The sequence below is a fragment of the Ferrimonas senticii DSM 18821 genome (assembly GCF_000422665.1).
Lineage (GTDB): Bacteria > Pseudomonadota > Gammaproteobacteria > Enterobacterales > Shewanellaceae > Ferrimonas > Ferrimonas senticii.
The window spans coordinates 307,997-334,037 of the sequence record NZ_KE383898.1 but is presented as its reverse complement, the minus strand read 5'-3'; the positions used below and the strand labels follow the sequence as shown (position 1 = coordinate 334,037).

Genomic DNA, 26,041 nt, shown 5'->3' with positions numbered 1-26,041 from the left:
TATCAAACAAAAAGACCCAGCAACTGCTGGGCCTTGAATTATCTACGGTTTTTAACAGGGCGAATTACTCTTCGCAGCTACCGCCCTGAATCACACAACCGTTGGTCACAGGCAACACACCGCCTTGTGAGGCCGCGTGACCGACAACCTGTGTTTGCATCTCCACCGTCGCCGCCAGTGCATCTGCAGGGCTAAGTATCCCTGTCAGCTCTGCCGGAACCAGTGGGCTTGCCACAGAGCTGTGGTGGCCTTTGCTAAAGCGCACCGCGCCACTAACCCCAGCGGCATCCATTTGAGTTTCCGTCACTGCAGCTAAGCCAAGGTTGGCAATCAGCGGCTCGGTACCAGACAACGGGAAGCCTGCAACGCTGTTTGGCAACACCAGATCCCCTGGCAACATGTCATCACCAACGATCTCAATCAGGTGCACCGGGGTCGCGGTAGCCGCCAGCATGGCTGCATGGTTTAGTGGGTCAATGGCATCCACCGCGGTTTGCGAGGCCAATGCAAATTCTGGGATCACATCAGCTTCAATGGCCGCAACCACGGCGGCGCAGGCCTCGGTCTCAACAATTGCACCGGTCATCGGATCTAAACAGGCCGGTTGAATTTGCCCGACCAAACTTTGCATCAGCACCGGTCCAAAGCTGGCTGAGCCGGCAAATGATCCGGCCAAGCCTCCGGCAGGGGCAACCAACGAGGCATTAGTCAAAGCGTACGGATTTGGCCCAAACGCGGCGCTGTCCCAACTGTTGGCGTAAGCCGTCACAGAGGTACCAACAATGGCGCCAAGGCTCAGACCTTGCAGGCTTACCTTAGTCATATCAAACATCGGCTCACCACCGCCACCAACCTGTGCCGCGGTTAATGCCGATAGCGCCAAACGCAGACCTAGGTGATCAACGATCGCTTGGCGAAAGTTGTCACGATTGGTGAGGCCGCTGTCGATTTTGACAAATAACAGTGGGCTGCCGTTGACATATTCGTCACCAAACGCCGGGTTGGTGGCACTGTAAGCAAAGGGGCCTTCGCCGCCACCGATTCGGGCAAAACCACGCTCGCCATGCAATGGCATATCAATCGAAATGGTCGCGATCCCCTGCGAAGTGTAAGCGCCTGCCAGCGGTAAGGTAGTTTCCTTGGTGCCGCCTAAGCCGTGCATGGTGATCGCCACCGGCCAGCCAGTAGCCGGCTTAGCCACGTTGGTGGGTACGGTGATCTGAACCGCAACATCTGCGGTCGATTGCGGCATTGGCACTGGGTTGAAGCGACTGATGTGACGAGTTGGATCCGCCGGCTCACCGTTATCGAGAGTAAAGCTGGCGCCAACCAGCGACGCTGGCGCACTGATGGCGCTGATAGGATCGATACCTTGGGCAGCCGCTTGAGTCGCAAAGTTTTCCTGCAGCAATGCGCCAGTTTGCACCGCCTGCAGTACCGCTAGTGGACTGTCACCAAAGGCTTGCCAACGGCCATTCACCGCAGGCGCATTACCCTCTAACGGGGCATCCGCCAGCGTTGGCGACGGCAAGTAGTAAGGCAATTGCAAATTAGCGCGATAGATATCGGTCGCCGCAGCCAGCAGATAACTTGGATCCGAACTCACAGGCAATGACAATGCCTGCGCCACGTTCACGCCGATGTCAGTTGGCAGTTGCTGCCAAACCGGGCTAAACAGCGGCGAGATAGCCCGCTGTGGGGTTTCGCTTAGACCATCGGCCATCAACTGGCTAACGGTGACGACGCTGTCTTGAATGGATTGGGTGGTAAAGCTGCCAGCATAAGTGACGCTGTCGCTGTCGACACTGTGGGCGGCGGCAAGATCAGCGATGTAATCATCCAAAATGGCCTTCAACGACTGCTGCTCTGGGGTAAGACCCGGCAAATCCAAACGCAAGGTATCGAAACTGAGTGACCCTTTAACCGTGGCCCCGTCGGTATCACGGATACTGGTGGTGGTGACATAAACGTACGAGCTTTTCGGTTTCAGCGGTTTGATTGGCACAATCGCAATGCTATCTGTCGAAGCACTGACCGCAAAGTCGGTGCCGTATTGCAGCTCATCACCGACTTCACAAATATGCAGTGACTCACCGGCAGCACAAGCGGCATCGGTGGTTAGTGCCCCTTCCAAGGTCACCTCAAATAGGCGCACTGCCCCTGGGGCTTCGGCACTGCTGGTATCAAGCCCTGCCGCACCTTCAAGCAGGTCAACATTGATGGAGATTGGTGAGGTGGTTGACCACCCCCCAAGCGCGCCAATAGCGGTCTGTGGGTCACGGTAGATATCGGTTAGTGGCGCCAGCTCCGCCAACAGTTTGGTTTGCGCTTCAGAGCCACTGGCTTCTGTTGGAAAATTAAGGGTGCCATCAGGCGTTCCAAGGAATAACAGATCATTAGGAACCGGCACTTTGCCTGCGGCAGGATCGAATTGGATTCGCGCGATTGGCGCCACGGGATCGCGTTGCTGCTCTTCGGCGAGGTAATCAGACTGGCTGTCACCACCGCCGCACCCCGTAAGGCCGAGTGCGGAAGCCACCGCCGCGGTCAATATCAGTCGTTTCATTGTTACTCCCCAGTTATCTTTACTTTTATTTTTTTGCCTTCCATTGGCACAATGGTGGGCAGGCAAAGCGACGGTTGCTAACGGCGCTTTGTTAAAAAAATTAACGCATTAGCCACCCGCTTGCTACATTTGTGCATCAAAAATGACGACCATTTCAAGTCATTATCGACAAAATAATCAGTCGTCCGTTTAAAACAGCCGTTACAAATGCCGCCAAGTATTGGCAATTCAATTAGTTATCCAAGAAGTAAGGAAGCTTAATGTTGGAATTCCAATGTCCAGATAATGGCCTAAAAAATAAAACTATTTTGGTAACCGGCGCCGGCAGCGGCATCGGTCGCGTTGCCGCATTAAGCTACGCCCGTTATGGAGCGACCGTGATTTTATTGGGCAGAACCACCGAAAAACTGACCGCGGTGTACGATGAGATTGTTGCCGCAGGCTACCCAGAACCGGCGATTGTGCCGCTGGATATGCACGGCGCCACTGAACAGAATTACCAAGATTTAGCACAAACCATCGAACAGCAATTTGGCCAATTGGATGGCCTATTGCACAACGCATCAGTGTTGGGGGCACTCACCCCGTTTGAACAGATCAGCCAAGAGATGTTTACCGAAGTGATGCACACCAACGTCACCGCCCAGTTCTTAATGACCAAAGCGCTGCTACCGGTAATGAAAAAAGCCAGCAGTAGTTCAGTAGTGTTCACCTCTTCTGGGGTTGGCCGTCAAGGTCGTGCTTTCTGGGGGCCGTATGCCATCTCAAAGTTTGCCACCGAGGGGATGATGGAAACTCTCGCCGATGAGGTGGCCGACAGCAACTTGCGCAGCAACTGCATTAACCCAGGCGCGACCCGCACCAAAATGCGCGCCACTGCGTTTCCTGCCGAGGACCCAATGAGCCTAAAAACCGCAGAGGAGTTAATGCCGCTCTATCTGTATCTAATGAGCGATGCCAGTCGCCACATCAACGGCCAAAGCATCGACGCCCAACCTAAGCGCTAAGCAGGCGAATAAACGACAAAGGGCGTGCATTGCACGCCCTAGTTGTTGTGTTGCTGTGGTTGCAGCAGCTTAGAAGCTAGCCCCTACCCAAACCCACAGTTTGTCGGTATCGACAGAAAAATCGTCAGCATCATACATCGCGTACTTAATGCCGGCGTTGTAATGCTTACCAAACTTAGTGGTGAACTGCAGATCGACTTCAGAACCGTAATCGATGCTGCCGTAGTCGCTACTAAAATCGTGGTAAACCGCGGCGAAAGCGCCGTAGCCGGTCTTAGCTGTTAAACCAACATACAGGTCTTGTAAACCCTGATCAGGCGTACCAAGGAAGGTATCGGTCCAACCATTGAACTTATGTAGTGTTGCCAGCGGCGTGCTAAAGCCAACTTTACCGTTATCCGAGCCCAGCACTTCGTAACCCACTTTGGCGCCAAATGCGCCCATACCAGCCCCGACTTCCACCAAGTAGTAATCGGTATCGGCATCGTTGGCTTCATTTTCTTGAGTGGCGTATTCCAACTGGTAGTTCAGCTTGATGTCGGACATCTTACTGGCGCCAGCGAAGCGCACGCCGTACGTGTTCAGATCGTCATTTTCAACTTTATCGTTGTCTAGCAGATAAGCGTAACCGCTCAGCTTGCCGAAATCGGTTTGGTAACCAAGGTTGAACAAGTGGTCATTAGCATCGATATCCTGTTCATCACCAAAAATACGGTTACGTTGATTGATGTAGATGTAGTTAAGCGACAGATCCGCCATCGGCGTCAACAACAGGTTGACCGCATCGAAGGTCTGACGGTCTTGACGCCAGCCAACGTGACCAACAAAACGCTGGTTATCCAGTGCCACCACTTGGCGACCCACGGTCACTTTGCCCATTTGATGGCTGTAGCGAATTGCCGCTTGATCCACTTCGGTGGTGTTGGGATCGGCAATCACTGAATAATCAGTGCCATTGCCAGTCCCATCGCTATAATCATTGATCCCAAACAGATCGCGAGAATCTTCAAATTCAAGCAGCGCCGAGAATCCATGCAGCTCGGCAGTTTCAAAGGTCAAGCGGGTACGCAGCGTCAGCGCATCGGCGTCTTTCAGTGCATTGTCTTGTTGAACGTTTTCATAGCGCAGGTTGGCATCCAGCTTAACGCTGCCTTGTTGGAACATCTCTGCCACGTTGTTGACGCTGGCAGCTTGTGCACCCGCGGACAACACCATGGCGGTTACAACGGCTAAATACTTCGGTTTCATCATCAATCTTCGCTCCATCTGCTGCCCATCCATTGCGCGGGGGCATAACACTGACAACCGCAGGTTGGCACTTTACCGATTCCTGAGGCCTTCGAACTGAGTTTGCCGCCGTGGTAATGGCCACCGATATACCTCGTTAGGGATACCACTTTGTAAATACAAGCCAGTTCTAAATAACACCCTATTAACAACAAGAACTTTCGCAACTGACGCTGAAATAAGCGTTGCTTATCACAACGCCAACTCCCCCCGTTGGTGCAATTATTTCTGGCACTGATAAAAAATTTGCCCAACAAGTGAGTCAGTTGCACCGAAAAGATACAAAAAAACCGCCCGAAGGCGGTTTGTTGTCAATTCACTGCAATTACAGGTATTCGACCTTGATCACTTCGTACTCGATGTCGCCCGCTGGAGCTTTAACGATAACGGTGTCGTCCAATTCTTTGCCAATCAACGCACGAGCCAAAGGCGCGTTTACCGAGATCAGGTTGCTCTTAAAATCCGCTTCGTCGTCACCAACGATGCGGTAAGTTACCTCTTCGTCGGTGTCAACGTTCACCAAGGTCGCGGTGGCACCAAAGATCACCTTGCCGTTGTTTGGCAATTTGGTTACGTCGATGATCTGCGCGTTCGACAGCTTGCCTTCGATATCGCGGATACGCGCTTCGGCAATGCCCTGCTCTTCGCGGGCGGCGTGGTATTCGGCGTTCTCTTTCAAGTCACCCAGTTCACGCGCCGATGCGATCGCTTCGGTGATCTTTGGACGCTTAACAAACTTCAGATGTTCCAGCTCTTCACGGAGCATCTCAGCACCGCGAACGGTCATTGGAGCTGTAGCCATAATCTTCTCTTTTTCTCTTACAAAAACCGGCCATGCCACCATCAGTAGCGGCGGCGGACAGGTCATCATGGATGGAATGCAGGGAATTGTAATCGCAAATCCATGCGGGATCATCTTGGCAGATGGAAAAAGCCACCGCGGTTGCGGTGGCTTTCAAGCTTAGCAAACTCGGGTCAGTTACTGCTGCGATTCGGCATCAACAACTGGGTAAACCACTTCGGCGTCCGCTTTTAGCGCATCAACAAAAGCCAGGTAGTTTAGCTGACCAGACTGCTGGCTTAGCTGACCACGCAGCATTTCCAGCCCTTGCAGTTCGGTTGGGGTGGTCACTGCATCCAGCGCGACTACCGCAATGTCACCGTTGGCCAGTTTGATGGTGCTAAACGCACTGCCAGTGGTCGCAGGGGCAAGCTTAAACAGTTCTGCAACCAGTTGGTTATCCAACTTACCGTCGCCCATGCGATTGATCGCCTTAGCTTCGATTAGCGCCGCAGGTACGCTACCCGCTTGCCAATCTGCCATCAGCTTGTCAGCTTGCTGCTGCGCCAATTCAGAGGCTTGCTGCTGCTTCAGCAGTTGCTCGATCTGGCCTGTTACCTCTGCCAATGGTTTCGTGCCCGCCGCCTTATGGCCTTTAGCACGTACCACGATCAGATGGTTATTACCCACTTCAACCACTTCGGAGTTCATGCCATCCAGTAATACCGGATCAGAGAACGCTTCAGCCAGCAACCGTGGGTTATTCAGCGGCGCCGGTGCCGACATGCGGTCAAACCATGGGCTTAGCTTCACTTGTGCACCAATGGCATCAGCGGTTTCTTGCAACGAGTCCGGTACCTCAAAGCTGATGTCAGCCAGTTGCTGCTGCAGCGCATAGAACTCTTGCTGAGCAACGTCGGTCGCCAGTACCGCATTAATCTCTTGCTGTACTTCCGCAAACGGACGAGTAGTGGTTGCTTCAACTTGCTTGGCTTGAACGATCTGGAAGCCAAAGTCGGTCTCCAGAACTTCAGACACACCACCTTCTGGCAAGGCAAACAGCGCATTGTCAAATACCTCGCCCATGGTGCCTGGGGTCATCCAATCCAATTCACCGCCGTTTTCAGCGCTGAAAGTATCGTCGGATTCGCTCTTCGCCACATCGGCAAAGGCTTCGCCGCCGTTAACGCGGGCTAAAGCGGCTTCAGCACGGGCTTTGGCATCATCGCCTTCAAACAACATATGCGCCGCCAAGCGACGTTCTGGCATGCTGTACAGGCTCTGATTCGCTTCGAAATAAGCGCGAGCATCTTCTTCAGCTACATCGATATCACCGCTGATATCAGCCACGTTTAGCTCAACGTATTCCAACTGTACTTGCTCGGCTTGAGCAAACTGCAGCGGATTAGCGTTGTAGTAAGACTCGACCGCGGCGCTGTCAATGTTCAGATCGCTGGCGTAGTCAGCGGCTTTAACCATCAACACTCGCACATCACGGGTTTGCTGCTGCAACTCCGCCAAACTCTTGGCTTGCGCTTCGGTCGCAAATTCACTGCCCAGTAAGCCAACCAGCAACTGTTGACGAGCCATATCGCCACGCATGATGTCACCCAGTTGGGCGCCGGTTAGATTGCTTTGACGCAGCACCAGTTGGTAGCGGTCGTTGTCAAACTTGCCATCCACCTGAAACTCGGGCATCTCCCGCAGTGCTTGTTTGATCTGCGCATCTGATACGCGCAGGCCCATTTCACGAACCTTTTGATCTAACAAACGCTCGGCGACAATGCGATCCAGCACAGTCTGGCGCAGGTTGTCCATGTACGCCGGATCAGCCAATAGGGTATCGAACATCTCACCCATCTGATTGCGCAGACGGTTTTGTTCATTCTGGAAGGCTGTATCCAGATCGTAGCGATTGATCTCTTCGCCATTGACAATTGCCGCCACTTGACCGGTATTGGTACCGAGGTAGCTGTAAACCCCGGTTAGGGCGAACGACAAGATCACCAAACTAAGGATGATCTTGGCCGCAACTCCCTGCGAGCCTTCACGGATCTTCTCTAGCATCTGCCTTCTCTTTTTACCTTTCGTTAATGCAAAAAAGCGCATCATTACGGATGCGCTTTTCTCTTTCTAACAGCCTCGAGTACGGGGTTGAATCGTCTCTGTACTGCTAAAACAGCAACGCCCAAGCCGTGACTTGAGCGTTGAACGACAAACTAGTCTTAGTTTACCGCGTCTTTCAGCGCTTTACCGGCTTTGAAAGCTGGGATCTTAGCTGCTGCGATTTTGATCTCTTTACCAGTCTGTGGGTTGCGACCGGTACGCTCTGCACGCTCACGAACCTCGAAAGTACCAAAGCCTACCAGAGAGATCTTTTCACCGCTTTTCAGGGTGTCGGTGATTGCATCGATGAAAGAGTCCAGTGCACGGCCAGCTGCCGCTTTAGAAATGTCTGCACCAGAAGCAATTTGATCGATCAGTTGAGATTTGTTCATTACATCCCCTTGAATTCTATTATTCGCGCCGCCGTGAAATCCATGTTTCAGCGCGGTCTGCGGAGGGTTTATATCAAGCCTGAATTACAAGTTCAAGCACCTGCCAGACTGCTAAATCCATTTATTGGATACGGCTAAAAGTCAGTGCTGCTGGGCTTTCCAGCGTGGTTCTGAGCTTCGAGGAATACACTACACATCTATTTTCAGCTTGAAAAGCCCCAAACCATCGAAATGCAGCAAAAATGCGCCATAAAAGGCGCATTTTTATAAGGAAACTCGCAAAATTTGAAGTTAACTGGAAACCCCAGTCGGCGAGTCTTGTAACGCCAGAGTCAAAACGTCATCAATCCAACGCACCGGCATGATCTCCAGATCCGCCTTAACGTTATCTGGGATCTCTTTCAAATCACGCTCGTTCTCCTGCGGGATCAGCACTCGCTTGATGCCACCGCGATGCGCTGCCAGCAGCTTTTCTTTCAAGCCACCGATCGGCAACACTTCCCCACGCAAGGTAATCTCGCCGGTCATCGCCACATCGGCGCGCACCGGATTGCCGGTCAGCGAGGACACCAACGAGGTGCACATCGCAATACCTGCAGATGGTCCATCTTTCGGGGTCGCCCCTTCCGGTACGTGCACGTGGATATCGCGTTTCTCGTAGAAATCCTCGTTGATCCGCAGCTTTTCAGCCCGTGCCCGCACTACGGTCATCGCCGCCTGAATCGACTCTTGCATCACATCGCCCAAGCTACCGGTGTAGGTCAGCTTGCCTTTGCCCGGTACCGAAGTGGTTTCGATGGTCAGTAGATCGCCGCCGACTTCGGTCCATGCCAAACCGGTAACTTGACCAACTTGGTTGGTCGAGTCTGCTTTACCGTAGTCAAAGCGCTGTACCCCCAAGTAGTCTTGCAGATTATCGGCATTCACCAGCACCGGTTTCTCTGCTTGCTTAAGCAGCAGCTTTTTCACCGCCTTACGGCAAATTTTAGAGATCTCACGCTCGAGGCTACGTACCCCCGCCTCACGGGTGTAGTAACGAATGATGCCAACGATGGCCGAGTCATCAACAATCAACTCGCCCTGTTTAAGGCCATTGCGTTTGATCTGTTTACCCAGCAGGTGCTGTTTGGAGATGTTGAGTTTTTCATCTTCGGTGTAACCGGAAAGACGAATCACTTCCATCCGGTCCAGCAGCGGTCCTGGAATATTCATCGAGTTCGAGGTCGCCACAAACATCACATCGGAGAGATCGTAATCCACCTCCAAGTAGTGATCGTTAAAGGCGTTGTTCTGCTCCGGGTCCAACACTTCCAGCAGCGCTGAAGCGGGATCACCGCGCATATCCGAGCTCATTTTGTCAATTTCATCCAGCAGGAACAGCGGGTTTTTAACCCCTACTTTGCTCATGTTCTGGATAAGCTTGCCCGGCATTGAACCGATGTAGGTACGGCGATGGCCACGGATCTCCGCTTCATCACGCACCCCGCCCAGCGCCATCCGCACGTACTTGCGCCCAGTGGCTTTGGCAATCGACTGCCCCAATGAGGTTTTACCAACCCCTGGAGGCCCAACCAAACAAAGAATTGGCCCTTTCAGCTGACGCACTCGTGATTGCACCGCGAGGTATTCCAGAATGCGTTCTTTTACCTTTTCCAGACCAAAGTGGTCGGCATCCAGCACATCGGAAGCCACCGCCAAGTCTTTTTTCACCTTAGAACGCTTCGACCATGGCACGCTGATCATCCAATCAACGTAGCTGCGCACGACAGTCGCTTCGGCCGACATCGGCGACATCATCTTCAGCTTGTTGAGCTCCGCCTTGGCTTTCTCTTCCGCCTCGGCTGGCATCTTGGCTTCAACAATCTTGTTGGCCAGCATCTCAAACTCATCCGGAGCGTCATCCAGTTCACCCAACTCTTTCTGGATCGCCTTCATCTGCTCGTTGAGGTAGTACTCGCGCTGGCTCTTCTCCATCTGCTTCTTCACCCGCGAGCGGATCTTTTTCTCCACCTGCAGAATGTCGATTTCAGATTCCATGGTCGCCATCAAGTATTCCAAGCGCTCGGAGACGTCGACCATCTCGATCACCGCTTGTTTCTCGGCAAGCTTGAGTGGCATGTGCGCCGCCATGGTGTCCGCCAAGCGCGCCGCCTCATCGATGCCGTTGAGGGAGGTTAAGACCTCCGGCGGGATCTTTTTATTGAGCTTGATGTAGCCTTCAAACTGGCTGATGGCGGTGCGAACCAGCACCTCTTCCTCTTTTTCAGGGATTAGCTTTGAGGCTAAGAACTGCGCTTCAGCAACGAAAAACGGTTCGGTATCGGTAAACTCGGTGATTTTGGCGCGTTGGCCGCCCTCCACCAACACCTTGACGGTACCATCTGGCAGTTTCAGCAACTGCAAAATCGATGCGACCGTGCCAACGTGAAAGATGTCATCGGTACTCGGATCGTCTTGATCCGCTTCGCGTTGGGCAACCAACAGCACCTGCTTTCCCTGCTCCATCGCGGCTTCTAAACAGCCAATGGACTTTTGTCGACCGACAAACAGCGGGATCACCATATGGGGGTACACCACCACATCTCGAAGCGGCAGTACCGGTATGACGACGTGATCGGTTCGCTCTAGTGTCATCGTTGGATTCCTTTTGCTGCGGAAATATTCGTAGGATTTCCAGTCAATTATGACTGCAATTGCGGTACTTGACTGGTTTGTTATCGAGTATATGGGGGCGTTCTTTAGTGATTCAATGCGCCATAACAAAAAAGGAGCCGATTGGCTCCTTTGAATTCTGTGATTAGCTTGGCTTATTCAGACGCTGCCGCTTGCGTTTCACTGCGATAGATGAGCAATGGCTCGGATTCGCCACGGATCACCGATTCGTCCACCACTACTTTTTCTACGTTCTCTTTTGAAGGCAGATCATACATGGTGTTCAGCAGCACGCCTTCAACGATAGAACGCAAACCACGGGCACCGGTCTTACGCTCCATCGCCTTTTTGGCAATGGCACGCAGGGCGTCATCGCGGAACTCAAGTTCCGTGCCTTCCAGTTGCAGCAACGCCGCATACTGCTTGGTCAATGCGTTCTTTGGTTCAGACAGGATCTGCACCAGCGCGTCTTCATCCAGTTCGCCCAAGGTAGCGACCACTGGCAAACGGCCGATAAACTCAGGGATCAAACCGTACTTCACCAAATCCTCTGGCTCTACCTGAGCAAAGGTCTCGGTCAGTGATTTGCCTTGGTCTTTGCTGCGCACTTCCGCGCCAAAGCCGATGCCGGTGCCGACGAAAGCGCGCTGATCGATCACTTTGTCTAGACCCGCAAATGCGCCGCCACAGATAAACAGGATCTTAGAGGTATCAACCTGCAAGAACTCTTGCTGTGGATGCTTACGGCCGCCCTGTGGTGGTACCGCCGCCACTGTACCTTCAATCAGCTTCAGCAGCGCTTGCTGAACCCCTTCACCGGAAACGTCGCGGGTGATTGATGGGTTGTCCGACTTGCGCGAGATCTTATCGATCTCGTCGATGTATACGATGCCACGCTGGGCCTTTTCTACATCGTAATCGCACTTCTGTAGCAGCTTCTGGATGATGTTTTCCACATCTTCACCAACGTAACCGGCTTCGGTCAAGGTGGTGGCGTCGGCCATGGTAAACGGCACATCCAACAGGCGTGCCATGGTTTCCGCCAGCAGAGTTTTACCACTACCGGTTGGCCCGATCAGCAGAATGTTACTTTTACCTAGCTCCACTTCCGCCTTATCACCGCCGTGGCGCAGACGTTTGTAGTGGTTGTATACCGCCACCGCCAACACCTTTTTGGCTTGGTCTTGGCCGATCACGTAATCATCTAGGTGGGCACGAATTTCGTGCGGCGTTGGCAGTTTGTCTGCCGAACGCTTAGGCGACAGTTCTTTCACCTCTTCGCGAATGATGTCGTTGCACAGTTCAACGCATTCATCACACACGTACACCGAAGGGCCAGCAATTAGCTTGCGTACTTCGTGTTGGCTTTTGCCGCAGAAGGAACAGTACAGCAGCTTGCTGTTATCACCGTCACCTTTTTGGATATCACTCATTTACAACCCCTTGATCCAGGCTAAGGCTTTTTAAAGTGTATGCCAGTGCTGTGGCATCCGCTATTCGGCGCTGCGACGACTTAGCACCGAATCCACTAAGCCGTATTCTACCGCCGCATCTGCGCTCATAAAGTTGTCACGATCGGTATCGCGCTCAATCACTTCCAGCGGCTGACCAGTGTGCTCTGCCAGCAAGGTGTTGAGCTTGTGTTTGATGCCGATGATCTCTTGCGCATGAATAGCGATGTCAGACGCTTGGCCTTGGAAGCCACCCAGCGGTTGGTGGATCATCACGCGAGCGTTTGGCAATACATGACGTTTACCTTTAGCACCACCGGCCAATAGGAAGGCGCCCATTGAAGCCGCTTGCCCCATACATACGGTACTTACGTCCGGTTTGATGAACTGCATGGTGTCATAGATAGACATGCCGGCAGTCACCGAGCCACCTGGGGAGTTGACGTACAGGTAGATATCCTTGTCTGGGTTTTCAGATTCCAAGAACAGCAGCTGCGCTACTACCAGGTTGGCCATGTGGTCTTCCACCGGACCGGTCAGGAAAATGACACGCTCTTTTAACAGGCGCGAGTAGATGTCGTAGGAACGCTCACCCTTGGCGGTTTGTTCCACCACCATTGGTACCAAAGCGTTCAGAGGGGAGTCATGCAAAAGCGACATAGTATTTGTATTCCCTAACAAAAATGGCCCGTATGGGCACGAGCCTCATACGAGCCATTATATGATTGGCCGAGGCGGCCAAGTCAAATCAAGCGAGACTTAGCGCTGCTGATTCATGAACTCTTCGAAGTTCACTGCTTTCTCAGTAACTTTAGCCTGTGCCAACAGTGCGTCAACTGCTTGTTCTTCCAGAGCAACGTTGCGCATGTTCTGCATCATTTCTTGGTTCTGAGCGTAGTAGTCAACAACTTCTTGTGGATCTTCGTACGCGGTAGCCATTTCAGCGATCAGGGCGTTAACACGCTCTTCTTCAACTTTCAGCTCTTTGGTCTTGATCACTTCACCCAGCAGCAGGCCGATCTGTACACGACGCTTGGCGTCTTCAGAGAACAGTTCAGCTGGCAGTTCAGGCATGTTTTGTGCTTGCATGCCGCCGAAGCGCTGCATTGCTTGCTGACGCAGAACGTTAACTTCCTGAGCGATCAGAGCAGATGGGATCTCGATGTCGTTAGCCTTAACCAGACCGTCGATCACTTGCTGCTTAACTTTGTTTTTCAGCGCTTGCTTCAGCTCACGCTCCATGTTCTTACGAACTTCAGCTTTCAGTGCGTCAACGCCGCCTTCAGCAATACCGAACTTCTCTACGAACTCATCGTTCAGTTCTGGCAGTACTTGCTCAGCAACTTCGGTCAGAGTGATGGCGAACTGAGCCGCTTTGCCTTTCAGCTTCTCAGCGTGGTATTCCTCAGGGAAAGTCACGTCGATTACGAACTCTTCGCCAGCTTTGTGGCCAGAGATGCCTTCTTCGAAGCCTGGGATCATGCGGCCAGAGCCGATAACCAGATCGAAACCTTCAGACTTGCCGCCTTCGAACTCTTCGCCGTCAATGGAACCAACAAAGTTCAGCTTAACGCGATCGTTGTCGCCAGCTTCACGCTCAACCGCGTTGAATACCGCGTGCTGCTTGCGCAGGGTTTCCAGCATGTTGTCCAGATCAGCGTCAGACACTTCGCAAGTAGGCTTTTCTACTTCGATAGCGTCCAGACCCGCCAGTTCAACTTCTGGGTATACTTCAAACACAGCAGCGAATTGCAGATCTTGACCTTCAGCGGTTTCGATTGGCTCGAAACGTGGCATGCCAGCTGGGTTGATCTTCTCGTCCATGATGGCTTTGAAGAAAGAGTTCTGCATTACGTCACCCAGGATCTGAGAACGTACAGAAGCACCGAAACGCTTCTTGAATACAGACATTGGCACTTTGCCAGGACGGAAACCATCCAGGCGCACGCGCTTGGATTCTTTCTTCATCTCTTCAGTCACTTTTGGCTCAAAGTCAGCTGCAGCCACAGTGATGGTCATGCGGCGTTCCAGGCCCTGGGTGGTTTCTACAGAAACTTGCATTACGCTACCTCAAAATAGTCGTGTTCTTTTTGCACACCGGCGGAGATTCCGCCGGCGGATAATTCGATAAGGGCAAGCACAGCGGTGCCGCCTGCCTTGGACCATGCCGTGGCGTTATTGACCTGAAGCGGCAAATAAACTGCGAAATCGGCATTAATGGCATCGATACCTAAAATAAGGACGCGCCATTATAGCCACAGCATTGGTCAGAGTCGAGATTGCCCACAAAGCGCCAATTAATGGCGGTTTTAAAGGCTAAACAAGGGCTAACTAAGTCACTCTACAACCCATCGCGCTGCTATAAATAGGGCTGGCATCGACGGCTTTCAAGCCTATTTCTGGAAATAGTTAAGAACAGATGAAGTCTTTGCGATTAATGCCACAAATGATCGACTTTTGCGGCGGCGATCGTGGTCAAAAACAACAAGCTTTAAAACGACAAAAGCCGCTTCTTTCGAAGCGGCTTTCTGAATGATGGGGTGGCTAACGGGACTTGAACCCGCGACAACCGGAATCACAATCCGGGACTCTACCAACTGAGCTATAGCCACCACTGTTTTTTGGCACGCCCGGCAGGATTCGAACCCGCGACCATCCGCTTAGAAGGCGGATGCTCTATCCAACTGAGCTACGGGCGCAAAGTCTGCGTGACGCACACTTTAAAAAGTGGTCGGTGATAGAGGATTCGAACCTCTGACCCTCTGGTCCCAAACCAGATGCGCTACCAGGCTGCGCTAATCACCGATAAGTTTTTGATTTTACCAAAGCCGACCCTCTGGTCCACTAATCTAAAATCCGGAGATGCGCTATCAAACAACGCTAATCACCGATAAGGTTTCGATTTTATCAAAGCTGACCCTCTGGTCCGCTAATCCAAAATCCGGAGATGCGCTACCAAGCAACGCTAATCACCGTGAACCGTCGTGACGACTTCCTCGTCTCAACGGAGGCGCATATTAATGATGCCCCCCGCCATCGTCAAACACTTTTTTGGTAAGCAACTGTCGTTCGTTCAAGCTTTCAGCAACACTCCGCCAACAACAGTGACATTGATCACACACAAGGTTAAACTGCGCTCGCCTTCACACCGGATGTTGTAATGGAACCCGCTATGACCGCGCAGATCATTGATGGCAAAGGAATTGCCGCTGAAATCAAAGAACACCTAAAACAGCAAGTCGAACGTCGTTTAGCGGAGGGCAAACGCGTCCCCGGACTGGCGGTTATCTTGGTTGGCCAGGATCCCGCCTCACAAGTTTATGTTGGCAGCAAGCGCCGCGCTTGTGAGCACGTTGGCTTTGTCTCCCGCAGTTACGACTTGCCAGAACATGCTCGTCAAGACCAACTGTTTGCGCTAATCGATGAACTGAACGACGCCAACGATATCGATGGCATCTTGGTACAACTGCCTTTGCCGGATCACATCGATACCACCGCAGTGATCGAGCGCATCCATCCAGACAAAGATGTCGATGGTTTCCACCCATACAATATTGGCCGCCTAGCCCAGCGTATTCCGCTGTTAAGCCCCTGCACCCCAAAAGGGATCATGACCCTCATTCGTTCTACTGGGGTGCGCCCTCACGGTTTGCATGCGGTCATAGTGGGGGCCTCCAACATCGTTGGCCGACCAATGGGTTTGGAGACTCTACTGGCCGGTTGCACCACCACCACTTGCCATCGTTTCACCAAAGACTTGCAATACCACGTTGGCCAAGCCGATCTGTTGATTGTGGCGGTTGGTAAACCAGGCTTTATCCCCGGCGAGTGGATTAAGCCCGGTGCCATCGTTATTGATGTCGGCATCAACCGCTTAGACAGCGGTAAATTGGTTGGTGACATTGACTTTGCGCAGGCCAGTCAGCGCGCCGGTTTTATCACTCCAGTTCCCGGTGGCGTCGGGCCAATGACCATCGCCAGTTTGCTGGAAAACACCTTGATCGCCTGCGAGCAATATCATCGTTAGCTGAGTTTGATCGCCGCTCTTAAGTAGCAAAAAGCCGGTGAGGAAAACCCACCGGCTTTTTTAAGGCATCAGCGCTAGCGCTTATTTACGGCGCCAAGTGGTGCCATTCGCGCCATCTTCCAAAATGATCCCCATCGCGTTGAGCGCATCACGGGCTTCATCGGCTTTTGGCCAATCTTTAGCGGCACGAGCATCGTTACGCTGTTTGATCCACGCTTCGATCTTCGCCACTTCATCGTCATTACCAGCGCCTTGCAGGAAGATTTCTGGATCTTGATACAGCAGCCCCAAAACCCCGGCCAAATGCAGCAGCAGTGCCGCCAACTCAGATGCCTTAGCGTCGTCTTTGCCCTTGGCAGAGTTGATCTCACGCGCCAGTTCAAACAGCACTGGCAGCGCTTCGGCGGTGTTGATGTCGTCGTCCATGGCGGTGTTGAAGCGCACGATGTAATCGCTCTCCATATCCACCGATTCGGCTGCGGTTACCCCACGCAGGGCGGTGTACAGACGCTCCAGTGCCGAATGAGCTTGCGCCAAGTTCTCTTCCGAGTAGTTCAGCTGACTGCGGTAATGACTGGACAGCAGGAAGTAACGCACCGATTCCGCTTGGTACTGCTTCAGTACATCAGAGATGGTGAAGAAGTTACCCAACGATTTGGACATCTTCTCTTTGTTGACCTGCACCATGCCAGAGTGCATCCAGTAGTTCACGTACTTACCGTTGTGCGCACAGCAGCTTTGTGCCACTTCGTTCTCGTGATGAGGGAACATCAGATCCGAACCACCACCGTGAATATCGAATACTTCACCTAGGTGCTTGCCGTTCATCGCGGAACACTCAATGTGCCAACCCGGGCGACCTGGACCCCATGGGCTATCCCACTGTGGCTCGCCAGGCTTGGCGCTTTTCCACAGCACGAAATCCATTGGGTTACGTTTGGCTTCTTCAACCTCGACGCGGGCACCGGATTGCAGCTGCTCCAGATCTTGCTTAGACAGCTTGCCGTAGTCGTTAAAGGTGTTTACTTCAAACAGCACGTCACCGTTGCTGGCGTGGTAGGCATGACCTTTCGCTACCAGCTTTTCGATGATGGCGATGATCTCTGGCATGTGGCCAGTAACGGTTGGCTCGATGTTCGGACGCAGCAGGTTCAACGCGTCGAAATCTTCGTACATAAAGTTGGTGAAACGCTCCACCAGCGCCTCACAGCTCTCGCCGTTCTCTGCCGCTCGGTTGATGATTTTGTCATCCACGTCGGTGATGTTACGGATGTAGTTCACCTCGTAGCCACGGCTACGCAGATAACGAACTACGTTATCAAAGGCGATGTAGGTGCGAGCGTGACCGATATGACAGCGGTCGTAGATGGTTACCCCACAGACGTACATGCCCACCTTGCCGGGCTGTAGTGGTTTAAATTCCTCTTTTTGTCTGGTTAGGGTGTTGTATATCTGCAGCATCGTTACGCTCTTTCCAATGTCTATTTAGACTCATGATTGTGTTACTGCTGCTAGTCTATCACGCAGTAAGCACGACGCATTGATCGGCAAGTAGAAAATCAGAGACTTTTGCCGATTAAGGCAATTGGGTACACTTCGCTCCGCATTATCAACAAAGAGACAGATCATCATGGTGACTTTGCATACCAACCACGGCGACATCAAACTGCAACTGCACGCAGATAAAGCGCCTATCACCGTTGAAAACTTCCTGAAGTACGCCAACGACGGCTTCTACAACGGCACCATCTTCCACCGCGTGATCGACGGTTTCATGGTTCAAGGCGGCGGTTTCGACGCGGCTATGTCACAAAAATCTTGTGGCGCTGGCATCCAGAACGAAGCCAACAACGGCCTGAGCAACAAAGTAGGCACCATCGCTATGGCGCGTACCCCAGATCCACACTCTGCCACCGCGCAGTTCTTCATCAACGTTAACGACAACACCTTCCTGGATTTCAAAAACGAATCCATGCAAGGCTTTGGCTACTGCGTATTTGGCGAAGTAGTAGAAGGCATGGACGTGGTTAACAAGATCAAGAAAGTATCTACCGGCAACCACGGTATGCACCAAGACGTACCACTGGAAGCTGTGGTCATCGAGAGCGTAACCGTTGAAGGTTAATGCCTCTGAGGGAGCCCAGTCGGGCTCCCTATCCGCTTCACCCCGCACCCTGTTCATTGGCGATCTCCACCTTAGCGAACAGCGTCCCGACATCTTCCAAGCCTTCCAGCGATTTATCGGCAGCCAGCTAAACGGGGCCGATGCGCTCTATATTATTGGCGATCTGTTTGAAGCGTGGATTGGCGATGACGATCGCAGCGACTTTAACGAACAAGTTGCCGCCCTGCTAAAACAAGCCAGCCAACAGCTGCCGATCTATTTTTGCAATGGCAATCGCGATTTTCTGATCAGCAAAAAGTTCTGCCAACGAGCCGGCCTGACATTGCTGCCAGAAATTGCCGTCATTGACCTATATGGCACCAAAGCCTGCGTCTTGCATGGCGATCTGCTCTGCACCGACGATCTGGCTTATCAAAAGTTCCGACGCCGATGGCCATTTTATCGGGTACTGCAAAAATTTTTGCCGCTGAGTAAACGTCGCCAAATGGCGATCGATGCCCGTGCCAAAAGCCAGGCTCGTAACAGCCAATTAGACCAAGCTATCATGGACGTTACCCCGCAAGCGGTGACGGCACTGCTGCAAAAAACCGGCAGTGATTGGCTGATCCACGGCCACACCCATCGCCCAGCCCTGCATCAACTCGAGCACGGCCAACAACGTCTAGTCGTTGGCGATTGGTACAGCCAAGACAGCGTCCTAATCGTTACCCCATCCGGCGTTAGCCTGCAAAGCCAGCCATTGCCTTAATGGTTCCGTCGAGGGTGTTGCGCCCTCGTATCTGGACCGAACCTGCCGAACCTCGTTCATTTGTTGAACAAATGTTCTTGACTGAGTCAATACAATCACCAATAACTATTAGTGATGAGTAGTTGTTTTGTCTGCGGTATCGACATTTTCAGATCTGCACAATAAAGGACGATAACAATGATATTGAATCACTTATGGGGCTTGTACGCGCACCCTCGGCAAGAGTGGCGCGCCATTGAACGCAATCATGAAGGCATCAGCTCCAGCCTTACCCACATCTTGCTGGTGGCGTTGATCCCCCCCATCTGCTGCTACTTCGCCAGCGTTCACATTGGCTGGTCAATCGGTGCTGGTGATCTGATCCGCCTGACTCCAGAGAGCGCACAGTTTATGGCCGTTGGCATGTACTTCGCCCTTATCGCAGCGGTGTTCGCGCTGGCTTATTTGACCCATTGGATGGCCAAGACCTTTGGTGCCAATCCACAGTTTTCACAAGCGTTAGAAGTAGCTGCTTACAGCTCTACCCCGATGTTTATGATGGGGCTGGCAACGCTGTACCCACAGCTATGGTTTGTAATGCTCGCGGCGCTGGTAGCGATCAGCTATTCGGTTTATCTACTTTATTCCGGCGTGCCGATTATCATGAATATTCATGAAGATCGCGGCTTTATCTACGCCAGTTCGGTGGTCACCTGTGGCTTGGTACTACTGGTGGCGGTAATGGCCGCTTCGGTGATTTTATGGGGCCATGGTTTTGGTCCGACCTACATAAGTTAAAGCGGTCGTCACCGGCATAACAAAAACGCCGCCCGATGGTCCTCGGGCGGCGTTGCGTTAATTAACAACTACCAGTTACGAGTGGCAAACGTTGTGGATCTCAAGGTTGGTGCCCTGCTCGCCAGCACGAGCGGTTTTAGCGCCGTCGTTACGGGAAGCATTTAGGCGATCCAGATAGGCTTGATCAACGTCTTTGGTCACGTAGTTGCCGGTGAATACCGAGGTCTCAAAGTGCTCGATGGTCGGATTGGCCTCGGCTACCGCCGCTTCCAGATCGGCAATGTCTTGGAAGATCAAGCCATCAGCGCCGATATGGCGACGGATCTCATCCACTTCACGGCCATGGGCAATCAGTTCATCGGGACTTGGCATATCGATGCCGTATACGTTCGGGAAGCGGATCTCCGGTGCCGCAGAGGCAAAATACACCTTATTGGCGCCAGCTTCGCGGGCCATCTCGATAATCTGCTCAGAGGTCGTGCCACGGACAATAGAGTCATCGACCAACAGTACATTCTTACCTTTAAACTCAACGCCAATGGCATTGAGCTTACGGCGTACCGACTTCTTGCGTTGGGTTTGCCCCGGCATAATAAAGGTACGACCGATGTAGCGATTTTTGACAAAACCTTGGCGGTACGGCAATGCCAGTTCATTGGCAATTTGCAGCGCGATATCGCAAGAGGTTTCCGGAATTGGGATCACCACATCGATGTCGTGCTCTTCCCATTCGCGCTTGATCTTGGCCCCAAGTTTTACCCCCATGTTGACGCGACTGCCGTACACAGAGATGCCATCAAGGGTAGAATCTGGACGGGCAAAGTAGACGTATTCAAAGATACAGGGAACGTGCTGGGCATTGTGAGCGCACTGCTGAGTATGCAGATTGCCTTCAAAATCGACAAATACCGCTTCCCCTGGGGCAACGTCACGCAGGGTTTCAAAGCCGGACGCGTCCAGCGCTACCGACTCCGATGCTACCATGTACTCCATCCCTGCCACAGTGTGCTTGCGACCTAAAACCAACGGACGAATGCCAAATGGGTCTCGAAACGCCACCATACCGATGCCGATCACCATCGCCACCGCGGCGTAAGCGCCACGCACCTGCTGATGTAAGCGGCCAACCGCAGTGAAGATCTGCGACGGCGTCGGCTTTAAGGTGTCAAACTGTTGCAGTTCATGGGCCAGCACGTTCAACATCAACTCCGAGTCTGAGCTGGTATTAATGTGTCGACGCATATTGGCCATCAGCGCAATCAGCTCTTCATAGTTGGTGAGATTGCCGTTGTGTGCCAGCGAGATCCCAAACGGCGAATTGACGTAGAACGGCTGCGCTTCCGATGACGAGGAGCCACCGGCGGTCGGATAACGCACGTGGCCGATCCCGGAATTGCCTTGCAAGCGATGCATGTGCTTAATCTCAAACACATCTTTGACTAGCCCATTAGCCTTGCGCAAGCGAAACGCCTGACCATCAACGGTTACGATCCCTGCCGCGTCTTGGCCACGGTGCTGCAGCACCGTTAACGCATCATAGATCAGTTGATTGACAGGGGAATGCCCCACTATCCCAACAATACCACACATCTTTTTGAGTCCTTACAGAGGTCGTTCTTCTAGCTTTTAGCTAGAGTAGGGTCTGACTTTTTGTCAGTTATATTTTTTATAAAATTAAAGCAGGCCTAGGCCTGCTTTTCGATGAAACTTGAGGTGTTTTCAATGTGGTCAAAGAACCACTGGATCACCACCTTAAATTCCGGGATCAGTTGCGAATCTTGCCACCAATCGCTACCGGCGGCACCGGTAAAAGTGTCCATAAAGAACAGCAATGCCGCCACCACCAGCACGCCTCGCAGCGCGCCAAACACGATCCCCAGTAACCGATCAAAGCCACTGAGGCCGGTAATATTGACCAATTGCCCAATCAGGTAGTTGACCAGGGCACCAAGGATCAAGGTGGCAATAAACAAAATCACGGCAGCCGCGCCAGCGCGGAGGGTGTCATCATTGATTTGGGTTAAAAACACCGCCAGATCTTGATAGAAGTTACTGGCGATAAAAAATGCACTAATCCACACCACCAACGACATCGCTTCACGCACGAAGCCGCGGATCAGCGAGATCACCGCAGATAAGCCAATAACCGCCAAAATGGCGAAATCAATCCACACAAGGCTTGCCAATTTTTGTTCCTAATTCAGTCCATTAGTACGAGGGCGGCATGTTACCAAAGCCGCCCTAAAACTACATCTACAGCATCGGTCGAAAATCAGAACTCACAGTTGCAGTGGGTCGTAATTCTCAATCTTACCCTGCATATTAAGCTGCTTGTGCAAGGCGGTGCGGATCTGCTCTAAGCGCGCTTTCTGGGTTTCAGGGCCAATCATCACCCGAGTTATCTGGCCATCCACCGGTACCGTTGGCACCGTATAAGCCGGATACTTCTGCTGCCGCAGACGCGCCACCAAGGCATTCACGTTGGCCGCATTTTTAAAGCTACCAAGGCGCAAGGTATAGGCCTTTACCGCCGCAGGATTGGTTTTGGCTGCCGCAGGTTCAGCCACAGGTTTAGCGGCTACCGTGCTGATCTTCGGTTCCGCCACCTCAACAACCGGCTTTACCACCGCTTTTTGGGGGGCCAGGCTGCCTACCTCGATGCTGTTGCCCGCGTCACTATCCTGCTGCTGCGGTTGCTCTGGGGTTGCCGCAACGACCTTGCTCGGCGCCACTACCGCCACGGTCGGCCGCAGCGGAATGGTGGCAAACTGCTGCTCAAGCGTTTGTTTCTTACCATCAAGGATCTCTGGCAGCAGTAATACCGCCAGCGCTACTAACACCACCGTCCCGACCAGTCGATTTTGAAATGCAGTCGACAACCTTAACTCCTCTGTGCCCAATAACGCTTTGCTTGCGCAACAGTGTAAAAGGAGCCAAACAGGATCACCAGTTCGCCATCGGCAACTTCGCTAAGCGCGCACGCTAAAGCGTCGGCGACACTGTCATGCAACTGCGCTTGTGGCAACAGTTGCTGCATTGCGGCAGCCGATGCGGCCCGAGGCACATGCAACGACGCCGTATGCCAATGATCTACCAGCGGCAGCAGTGGCGCGACACTATTGACCATATCCTTATCACCAAGCATCGAACACACCGCGATCACGCGGCGGTAGGGTTGCTGCTTAAGCCAATCAGCCAGATAGCGCCCCGCTTGTGGATTATGCGCCACATCCAGCACCAGTTGCTGGCTAAGGAACTCAAGCCGCCCCTCAACCTGAACCTGTTTCAGCGCATCGATAATGGCATCATTGGTGACCGCCAGCGGCAGCTTCGCCACCAAGGTTAACACGGCAGCGGCGTTATCCAGTGGGATCCGCGGCAGTGGCAGCGAGCCAAGGGATTCAAAGCCGCTAAGGCCCCAGTCATCGGCACTGCGGCTAACGCTAAAATCGCGATTACGACCATAAAAGTGAGCACCAATACGCTCGGCTTCACTCAGCAAGGTCGCCGGTGGATAGGGATCGCCACTGACCGCCAGCTGACCGGCGCGCATAATGCCGGCTTTTTCCACCGCCACCAATTCACGGGTATCCCCCAGATAGTCTTGGTGGTCGAGATCAATGGTGGTAATCAAGGCCGCATCGGCATCGATCAGATTGGTGGCATCCAAACGACCACCCAGCCCCACTTCAAGGATCACCACTTGCGGGCGATGCTTAGCGAACAGCCACAGCGCCCCTAACGCCGAGTATTCAAAGAAGGTCAGCGTGGTGTCCGCTTGTGCGGCGGCAATCGCGCTAAAGGCGGCGGCATGTTCAGCATCGGCCAACTCTTGGCCGTTGAGACGAACCCGCTCGTTATAGCGCTCGATATGGGGTGAGCTGAACACTCCGACCGAGTAACCGGCATTGCGATAGATTTGCTCAAGCAGCGCGCAGCTGGTGCCTTTGCCATTGGTGCCAGCAACGGTTATCACGGTGCTGTCTGGCAAGCTTAATAAGCCCATGCTGCTGGCAACGGTTCGCAGCCGCTCTAGGCCTAGGTCAATTTCAGAGGGATGCAGGGCGAGAATATGATCTAGCCACTCCTCAAGGGAGTGGCTAGCGTTCAAACAAACAGAGGTGGTGCGATTCATTCAGCTTGTAACGGTGCTTCGTTAACGGGAGCTGCGACTGGCTGTTCTTCCACCACGGTTTCAGCTCGATGGGTAAACTTGCCCAGCAGACGTGCCAGTGTATCGCGCATCTGCCGACGGTCGACGATCATATCGATGGCGCCTTTTTCCAGCAGAAACTCACTGCGCTGGAAGCCTTCTGGCAGTTTTTCGCGGACGGTTTGCTCGATAACTCGCGGGCCGGCAAAACCAATCAGCGCTTTTGGCTCGGCAATGTTCAAATCACCGAGCATCGCCAAACTGGCGGAAACGCCACCCATGGTGGGATCGGTTAGCACACTGATGTAAGGAATACCGCGAGCACGCAGTTTGGCCAGTGCCGCCGACGTCTTTGCCATCTGCATCAGTGAAAACAGCGCCTCTTGCATGCGAGCTCCACCACTGGCGGAGAAACAGATCAGCGGGATGTTATCCGCCAATGCCGCTTCACAAGCACGCACAAAGCGCGCGCCAACCACCGACGCCATCGAGCCGCCCATGTAGGCGAACTCAAATGAGGCCACCACCACCGGCATCCCTTTCAGTTCGCCACGCATCACGATCAGGGCGTCTTTCTCGCCGCTGGCTTTGGTCGCTTGGCTGATGCGTTCTTTGTACTTTTTCGAGTCGCGGAACTTCAAGATATCCTGCGGCTCCAGCTCTTCGCCCAGCTCTTTGCTGCTGTCTTTATCCAGTAGTTGCAGTAAACGCTCACGAGCGCCGATGCGCATGTGATTGTCGCATTTTGGGCACACTTCTAAATTGCGAGCCAGTTCAGCGCGATAGAGGATCTGATCACACTCGGTACACTTGCTCCAAACCCCTTCTGGCACGCTGCGACGACGATCGGACACAGCTTGGCTCTTTGGTAGGATTTTGGTTAACCAACTCATATCTTGGCCTTCTCTCCATTTCGGCTAAAACTGCCCACCAAGTGCTGCTAATTCGCAGCAAATTAACCGGAGTTACTCGACGGTAAGCGGTGGGCAATAAGGATAGGTTAGCCGCATACGCAGCAAAATTGCAGTCATTAAACCATAAGCCCAAAGCGGCTTCTAACGAAAACTGGTCTTACCCGAGCAATTCCCATTATGGTTGCCAAATTACCGACGTTATCGACCAAATTCCGGCAAAAATAGCGGTCCTAGGTTGCTCTTCTGGATCCCAAATTCAGCAGGGTAATCGACGTCGACCAGATACAGACCTTCGGCTTTGGCCGTGGCACCGGCAACGTCACGATTCTTAGCCGCCAGCACTTGCGCAATCCATTCAATCGGCTTGTTGCCCATGCCCACTTCCAGCAGCGAGCCAACAATGTTGCGCACCATATGGTGCACGAAGGCATTGGCCTTAATATCAACCACCACGTAATCACCAACGCGATCGACGTACAGATGATGCACGTTACGCCATGGCGTTCTGGACTGACACTGAACCGCGCGAAACGAGGTGAAATCATTTTCGCCAAGCAGCGCTTGGCCAGCCTGTTCCATCAGTTTTTCATCCAGCGGATGATAGTAATGACTAACCCCTTGGCACAAAATACCTGGACGCAGACGATGGTTGTAAATCACATAGCGATAGCGGCGGGCGGTAGCGCTAAAGCGAGCGTGAAAATCGTCAGATACCGGTTGCGCCCAGCGCACTGCGATGTTGTCAGGCAGGTTGGCATTTAGCCCTAAGGTCCATGCCTGCGGAGGACGGTCAAACTGCGCATCAAAGTGCACCACTTGGCCGGTGCCATGCACACCGGCGTCGGTACGGCCAGCACACACGACTTCCACTGGGTGGTTAGCCACTTTCGCCAGCGCTTCCTCCAGTCGTTGTTGTACTCCAACCACTTCACGCTGCTTTTGCCAGCCGAAGTAACCGTGACCATCATATTCAATGCCTAATGCAATGCGCATAACCTGCCCTCTTAAAAATCAGCGCCGCAGTATAGCCGCCTTCAACAAAAACGGCGATCCGA

Annotated in this window: 21 protein-coding genes and 3 tRNA genes; 5 read left to right on the top strand and 19 right to left on the bottom strand. The window is 52.9% G+C overall.

The annotated features are described in order from the left end of the window. Positions 1 to 64: 64 nt before the first annotated feature. Complete coding sequence (locus G506_RS0114690; RefSeq protein ID WP_028117522.1) at positions 65 to 2,566, bottom strand: VolA/Pla-1 family phospholipase; 2,502 nt, start codon at positions 2,564 to 2,566, stop codon at positions 65 to 67. Between the two features lie 260 nt (positions 2,567 to 2,826). Between G506_RS0114690 and G506_RS0114685 the strand changes: the two genes are divergently transcribed. After that, positions 2,827 to 3,573: a YciK family oxidoreductase gene (locus tag G506_RS0114685; RefSeq protein ID WP_028117521.1), complete on the top strand. Its 747-nt coding sequence runs from the start codon at positions 2,827 to 2,829 to the stop codon at positions 3,571 to 3,573. A gap of 69 nt (positions 3,574 to 3,642) precedes the next feature. On the opposite strand, the gene G506_RS0114680 is transcribed toward G506_RS0114685, so the two are convergent. From G506_RS0114680 to G506_RS0114625, 11 genes are all read right to left on the bottom strand, one after another. Beyond that, the gene (locus tag G506_RS0114680) at positions 3,643 to 4,824 is read right to left on the bottom strand and encodes a porin (protein ID WP_240473433.1); all 1,182 of its coding nucleotides are present in this window, start codon (positions 4,822 to 4,824) and stop codon (positions 3,643 to 3,645) included. Between the two features lie 361 nt (positions 4,825 to 5,185). Beyond that, the gene (greA, locus tag G506_RS0114675; protein WP_028117519.1) at positions 5,186 to 5,662 is read right to left on the bottom strand and encodes a transcription elongation factor GreA; all 477 of its coding nucleotides are present in this window, start codon (positions 5,660 to 5,662) and stop codon (positions 5,186 to 5,188) included. Between the two features lie 177 nt (positions 5,663 to 5,839). After that, a complete protein-coding gene (locus G506_RS0114670; RefSeq protein WP_028117518.1) occupies positions 5,840 to 7,708 on the bottom strand; it encodes a SurA N-terminal domain-containing protein in 1,869 nt (622 codons plus the stop codon). A 158-nt stretch (positions 7,709 to 7,866) separates the two neighbouring features. Beyond that, positions 7,867 to 8,139: a nucleoid-associated protein HU-beta gene (gene hupB / locus G506_RS0114665; protein WP_028117517.1), complete on the bottom strand. Its 273-nt coding sequence runs from the start codon at positions 8,137 to 8,139 to the stop codon at positions 7,867 to 7,869. A 291-nt stretch (positions 8,140 to 8,430) separates the two neighbouring features. After that, entirely contained in the window at positions 8,431 to 10,773 is a 2,343-nt protein-coding gene (lon, locus tag G506_RS0114660) for an endopeptidase La (protein ID WP_028117516.1), read from the bottom strand. 173 nt (positions 10,774 to 10,946) lie between these two features. Then, positions 10,947 to 12,224: an ATP-dependent protease ATP-binding subunit ClpX gene (clpX, locus tag G506_RS0114655; protein WP_028117515.1), complete on the bottom strand. Its 1,278-nt coding sequence runs from the start codon at positions 12,222 to 12,224 to the stop codon at positions 10,947 to 10,949. Positions 12,225 to 12,284: 60 nt separating this feature from the next. Continuing rightward, positions 12,285 to 12,902 (bottom strand): ATP-dependent Clp endopeptidase proteolytic subunit ClpP, encoded by a 618-nt coding sequence (gene clpP / locus G506_RS0114650; RefSeq protein ID WP_035387381.1) that lies wholly within the window; start codon positions 12,900 to 12,902, stop codon positions 12,285 to 12,287. A 99-nt stretch (positions 12,903 to 13,001) separates the two neighbouring features. Next, positions 13,002 to 14,303: a trigger factor gene (tig, locus tag G506_RS0114645; protein ID WP_028117513.1), complete on the bottom strand. Its 1,302-nt coding sequence runs from the start codon at positions 14,301 to 14,303 to the stop codon at positions 13,002 to 13,004. Positions 14,304 to 14,778: 475 nt separating this feature from the next. Then, positions 14,779 to 14,854 (bottom strand) — tRNA-His (locus G506_RS0114635). Positions 14,855 to 14,864: 10 nt separating this feature from the next. After that, a tRNA-Arg gene (locus G506_RS0114630) sits at positions 14,865 to 14,941 on the bottom strand. A 29-nt stretch (positions 14,942 to 14,970) separates the two neighbouring features. Next, positions 14,971 to 15,047 (bottom strand) — tRNA-Pro (locus G506_RS0114625). 367 nt (positions 15,048 to 15,414) lie between these two features. Between G506_RS0114625 and folD the strand changes: the two genes are divergently transcribed. After that, a complete protein-coding gene (folD, locus tag G506_RS0114620; RefSeq protein WP_028117512.1) occupies positions 15,415 to 16,269 on the top strand; it encodes a bifunctional methylenetetrahydrofolate dehydrogenase/methenyltetrahydrofolate cyclohydrolase FolD in 855 nt (284 codons plus the stop codon). 81 nt (positions 16,270 to 16,350) lie between these two features. Here folD and cysS read toward each other — a convergent pair whose 3' ends face one another. Next, complete coding sequence (gene cysS, locus G506_RS0114615) at positions 16,351 to 17,730, bottom strand: cysteine--tRNA ligase (RefSeq protein ID WP_028117511.1); 1,380 nt, start codon at positions 17,728 to 17,730, stop codon at positions 16,351 to 16,353. A gap of 169 nt (positions 17,731 to 17,899) precedes the next feature. Here cysS and G506_RS0114610 point away from each other — a divergent pair, with 169 nt between their 5' ends. The 3 genes from G506_RS0114610 to G506_RS0114600 all read left to right on the top strand — a co-directional run bounded on the left by G506_RS0114610 (position 17,900) and on the right by G506_RS0114600 (position 19,919). Beyond that, complete coding sequence (locus G506_RS0114610) at positions 17,900 to 18,394, top strand: peptidylprolyl isomerase (RefSeq protein WP_028117510.1); 495 nt, start codon at positions 17,900 to 17,902, stop codon at positions 18,392 to 18,394. Further along, positions 18,384 to 19,142: a UDP-2,3-diacylglucosamine diphosphatase gene (locus tag G506_RS0114605; protein WP_051202170.1), complete on the top strand. Its 759-nt coding sequence runs from the start codon at positions 18,384 to 18,386 to the stop codon at positions 19,140 to 19,142. Before G506_RS0114610 ends, G506_RS0114605 begins: the two co-directional genes overlap by 11 nt. 177 nt (positions 19,143 to 19,319) lie before the next feature. Continuing rightward, a complete protein-coding gene (locus G506_RS0114600; protein WP_028117508.1) occupies positions 19,320 to 19,919 on the top strand; it encodes a Yip1 family protein in 600 nt (199 codons plus the stop codon). Positions 19,920 to 19,994: 75 nt separating this feature from the next. Here the strand turns inward: G506_RS0114600 and purF are convergent, their stop codons facing one another. From purF to truA, 6 genes are all read right to left on the bottom strand, one after another. Continuing rightward, positions 19,995 to 21,509 carry an amidophosphoribosyltransferase gene (gene purF / locus G506_RS0114595; RefSeq protein WP_028117507.1) on the bottom strand — a complete coding sequence of 505 codons (1,515 nt, stop codon included), beginning with the start codon at positions 21,507 to 21,509 and terminating at the stop codon, positions 19,995 to 19,997. Between the two features lie 95 nt (positions 21,510 to 21,604). Then, positions 21,605 to 22,105 carry a CvpA family protein gene (locus tag G506_RS0114590; protein ID WP_028117506.1) on the bottom strand — a complete coding sequence of 167 codons (501 nt, stop codon included), beginning with the start codon at positions 22,103 to 22,105 and terminating at the stop codon, positions 21,605 to 21,607. Positions 22,106 to 22,198: 93 nt separating this feature from the next. After that, entirely contained in the window at positions 22,199 to 22,798 is a 600-nt protein-coding gene (locus G506_RS0114585) for an SPOR domain-containing protein (protein WP_035387380.1), read from the bottom strand. 2 nt (positions 22,799 to 22,800) lie between these two features. Continuing rightward, positions 22,801 to 24,054 (bottom strand): bifunctional tetrahydrofolate synthase/dihydrofolate synthase, encoded by a 1,254-nt coding sequence (gene folC, locus G506_RS0114580; protein WP_035387379.1) that lies wholly within the window; start codon positions 24,052 to 24,054, stop codon positions 22,801 to 22,803. Beyond that, entirely contained in the window at positions 24,051 to 24,965 is a 915-nt protein-coding gene (accD, locus tag G506_RS0114575; protein WP_028117503.1) for an acetyl-CoA carboxylase, carboxyltransferase subunit beta, read from the bottom strand. The genes folC and accD overlap by 4 nt, the downstream gene beginning before the upstream one ends. Before the next feature lie 219 nt (positions 24,966 to 25,184). Continuing rightward, positions 25,185 to 25,979 carry a tRNA pseudouridine(38-40) synthase TruA gene (gene truA / locus G506_RS0114570; RefSeq protein ID WP_028117502.1) on the bottom strand — a complete coding sequence of 265 codons (795 nt, stop codon included), beginning with the start codon at positions 25,977 to 25,979 and terminating at the stop codon, positions 25,185 to 25,187. Positions 25,980 to 26,041 lie beyond the last annotated feature (62 nt).

What these genes read in the sequence shown, in the direction of transcription:
- G506_RS0114690 (WP_028117522.1), bottom strand. Translation starts at nt 2,566, where the DNA reads ATGAAACGACTGATATTGACCGCGGCGGTGGCTTCCGCACTCGGCCTT.
- G506_RS0114685 (WP_028117521.1), top strand. Translation starts at nt 2,827, where the DNA reads ATGTTGGAATTCCAATGTCCAGATAATGGCCTAAAAAATAAAACTATT.
- G506_RS0114680 (WP_240473433.1), bottom strand. Translation starts at nt 4,824, where the DNA reads ATGATGAAACCGAAGTATTTAGCCGTTGTAACCGCCATGGTGTTGTCC.
- greA (WP_028117519.1), bottom strand. Translation starts at nt 5,662, where the DNA reads ATGGCTACAGCTCCAATGACCGTTCGCGGTGCTGAGATGCTCCGTGAA.
- G506_RS0114670 (WP_028117518.1), bottom strand. Translation starts at nt 7,708, where the DNA reads ATGCTAGAGAAGATCCGTGAAGGCTCGCAGGGAGTTGCGGCCAAGATC.
- hupB (WP_028117517.1), bottom strand. Translation starts at nt 8,139, where the DNA reads ATGAACAAATCTCAACTGATCGATCAAATTGCTTCTGGTGCAGACATT.
- lon (WP_028117516.1), bottom strand. Translation starts at nt 10,773, where the DNA reads ATGACACTAGAGCGAACCGATCACGTCGTCATACCGGTACTGCCGCTT.
- clpX (WP_028117515.1), bottom strand. Translation starts at nt 12,224, where the DNA reads ATGAGTGATATCCAAAAAGGTGACGGTGATAACAGCAAGCTGCTGTAC.
- clpP (WP_035387381.1), bottom strand. Translation starts at nt 12,902, where the DNA reads ATGTCGCTTTTGCATGACTCCCCTCTGAACGCTTTGGTACCAATGGTG.
- tig (WP_028117513.1), bottom strand. Translation starts at nt 14,303, where the DNA reads ATGCAAGTTTCTGTAGAAACCACCCAGGGCCTGGAACGCCGCATGACC.
- folD (WP_028117512.1), top strand. Translation starts at nt 15,415, where the DNA reads ATGACCGCGCAGATCATTGATGGCAAAGGAATTGCCGCTGAAATCAAA.
- cysS (WP_028117511.1), bottom strand. Translation starts at nt 17,730, where the DNA reads ATGCTGCAGATATACAACACCCTAACCAGACAAAAAGAGGAATTTAAA.
- G506_RS0114610 (WP_028117510.1), top strand. Translation starts at nt 17,900, where the DNA reads ATGGTGACTTTGCATACCAACCACGGCGACATCAAACTGCAACTGCAC.
- G506_RS0114600 (WP_028117508.1), top strand. Translation starts at nt 19,320, where the DNA reads ATGATATTGAATCACTTATGGGGCTTGTACGCGCACCCTCGGCAAGAG.
- purF (WP_028117507.1), bottom strand. Translation starts at nt 21,509, where the DNA reads ATGTGTGGTATTGTTGGGATAGTGGGGCATTCCCCTGTCAATCAACTG.
- folC (WP_035387379.1), bottom strand. Translation starts at nt 24,054, where the DNA reads ATGAATCGCACCACCTCTGTTTGTTTGAACGCTAGCCACTCCCTTGAG.
- accD (WP_028117503.1), bottom strand. Translation starts at nt 24,965, where the DNA reads ATGAGTTGGTTAACCAAAATCCTACCAAAGAGCCAAGCTGTGTCCGAT.
- truA (WP_028117502.1), bottom strand. Translation starts at nt 25,979, where the DNA reads ATGCGCATTGCATTAGGCATTGAATATGATGGTCACGGTTACTTCGGC.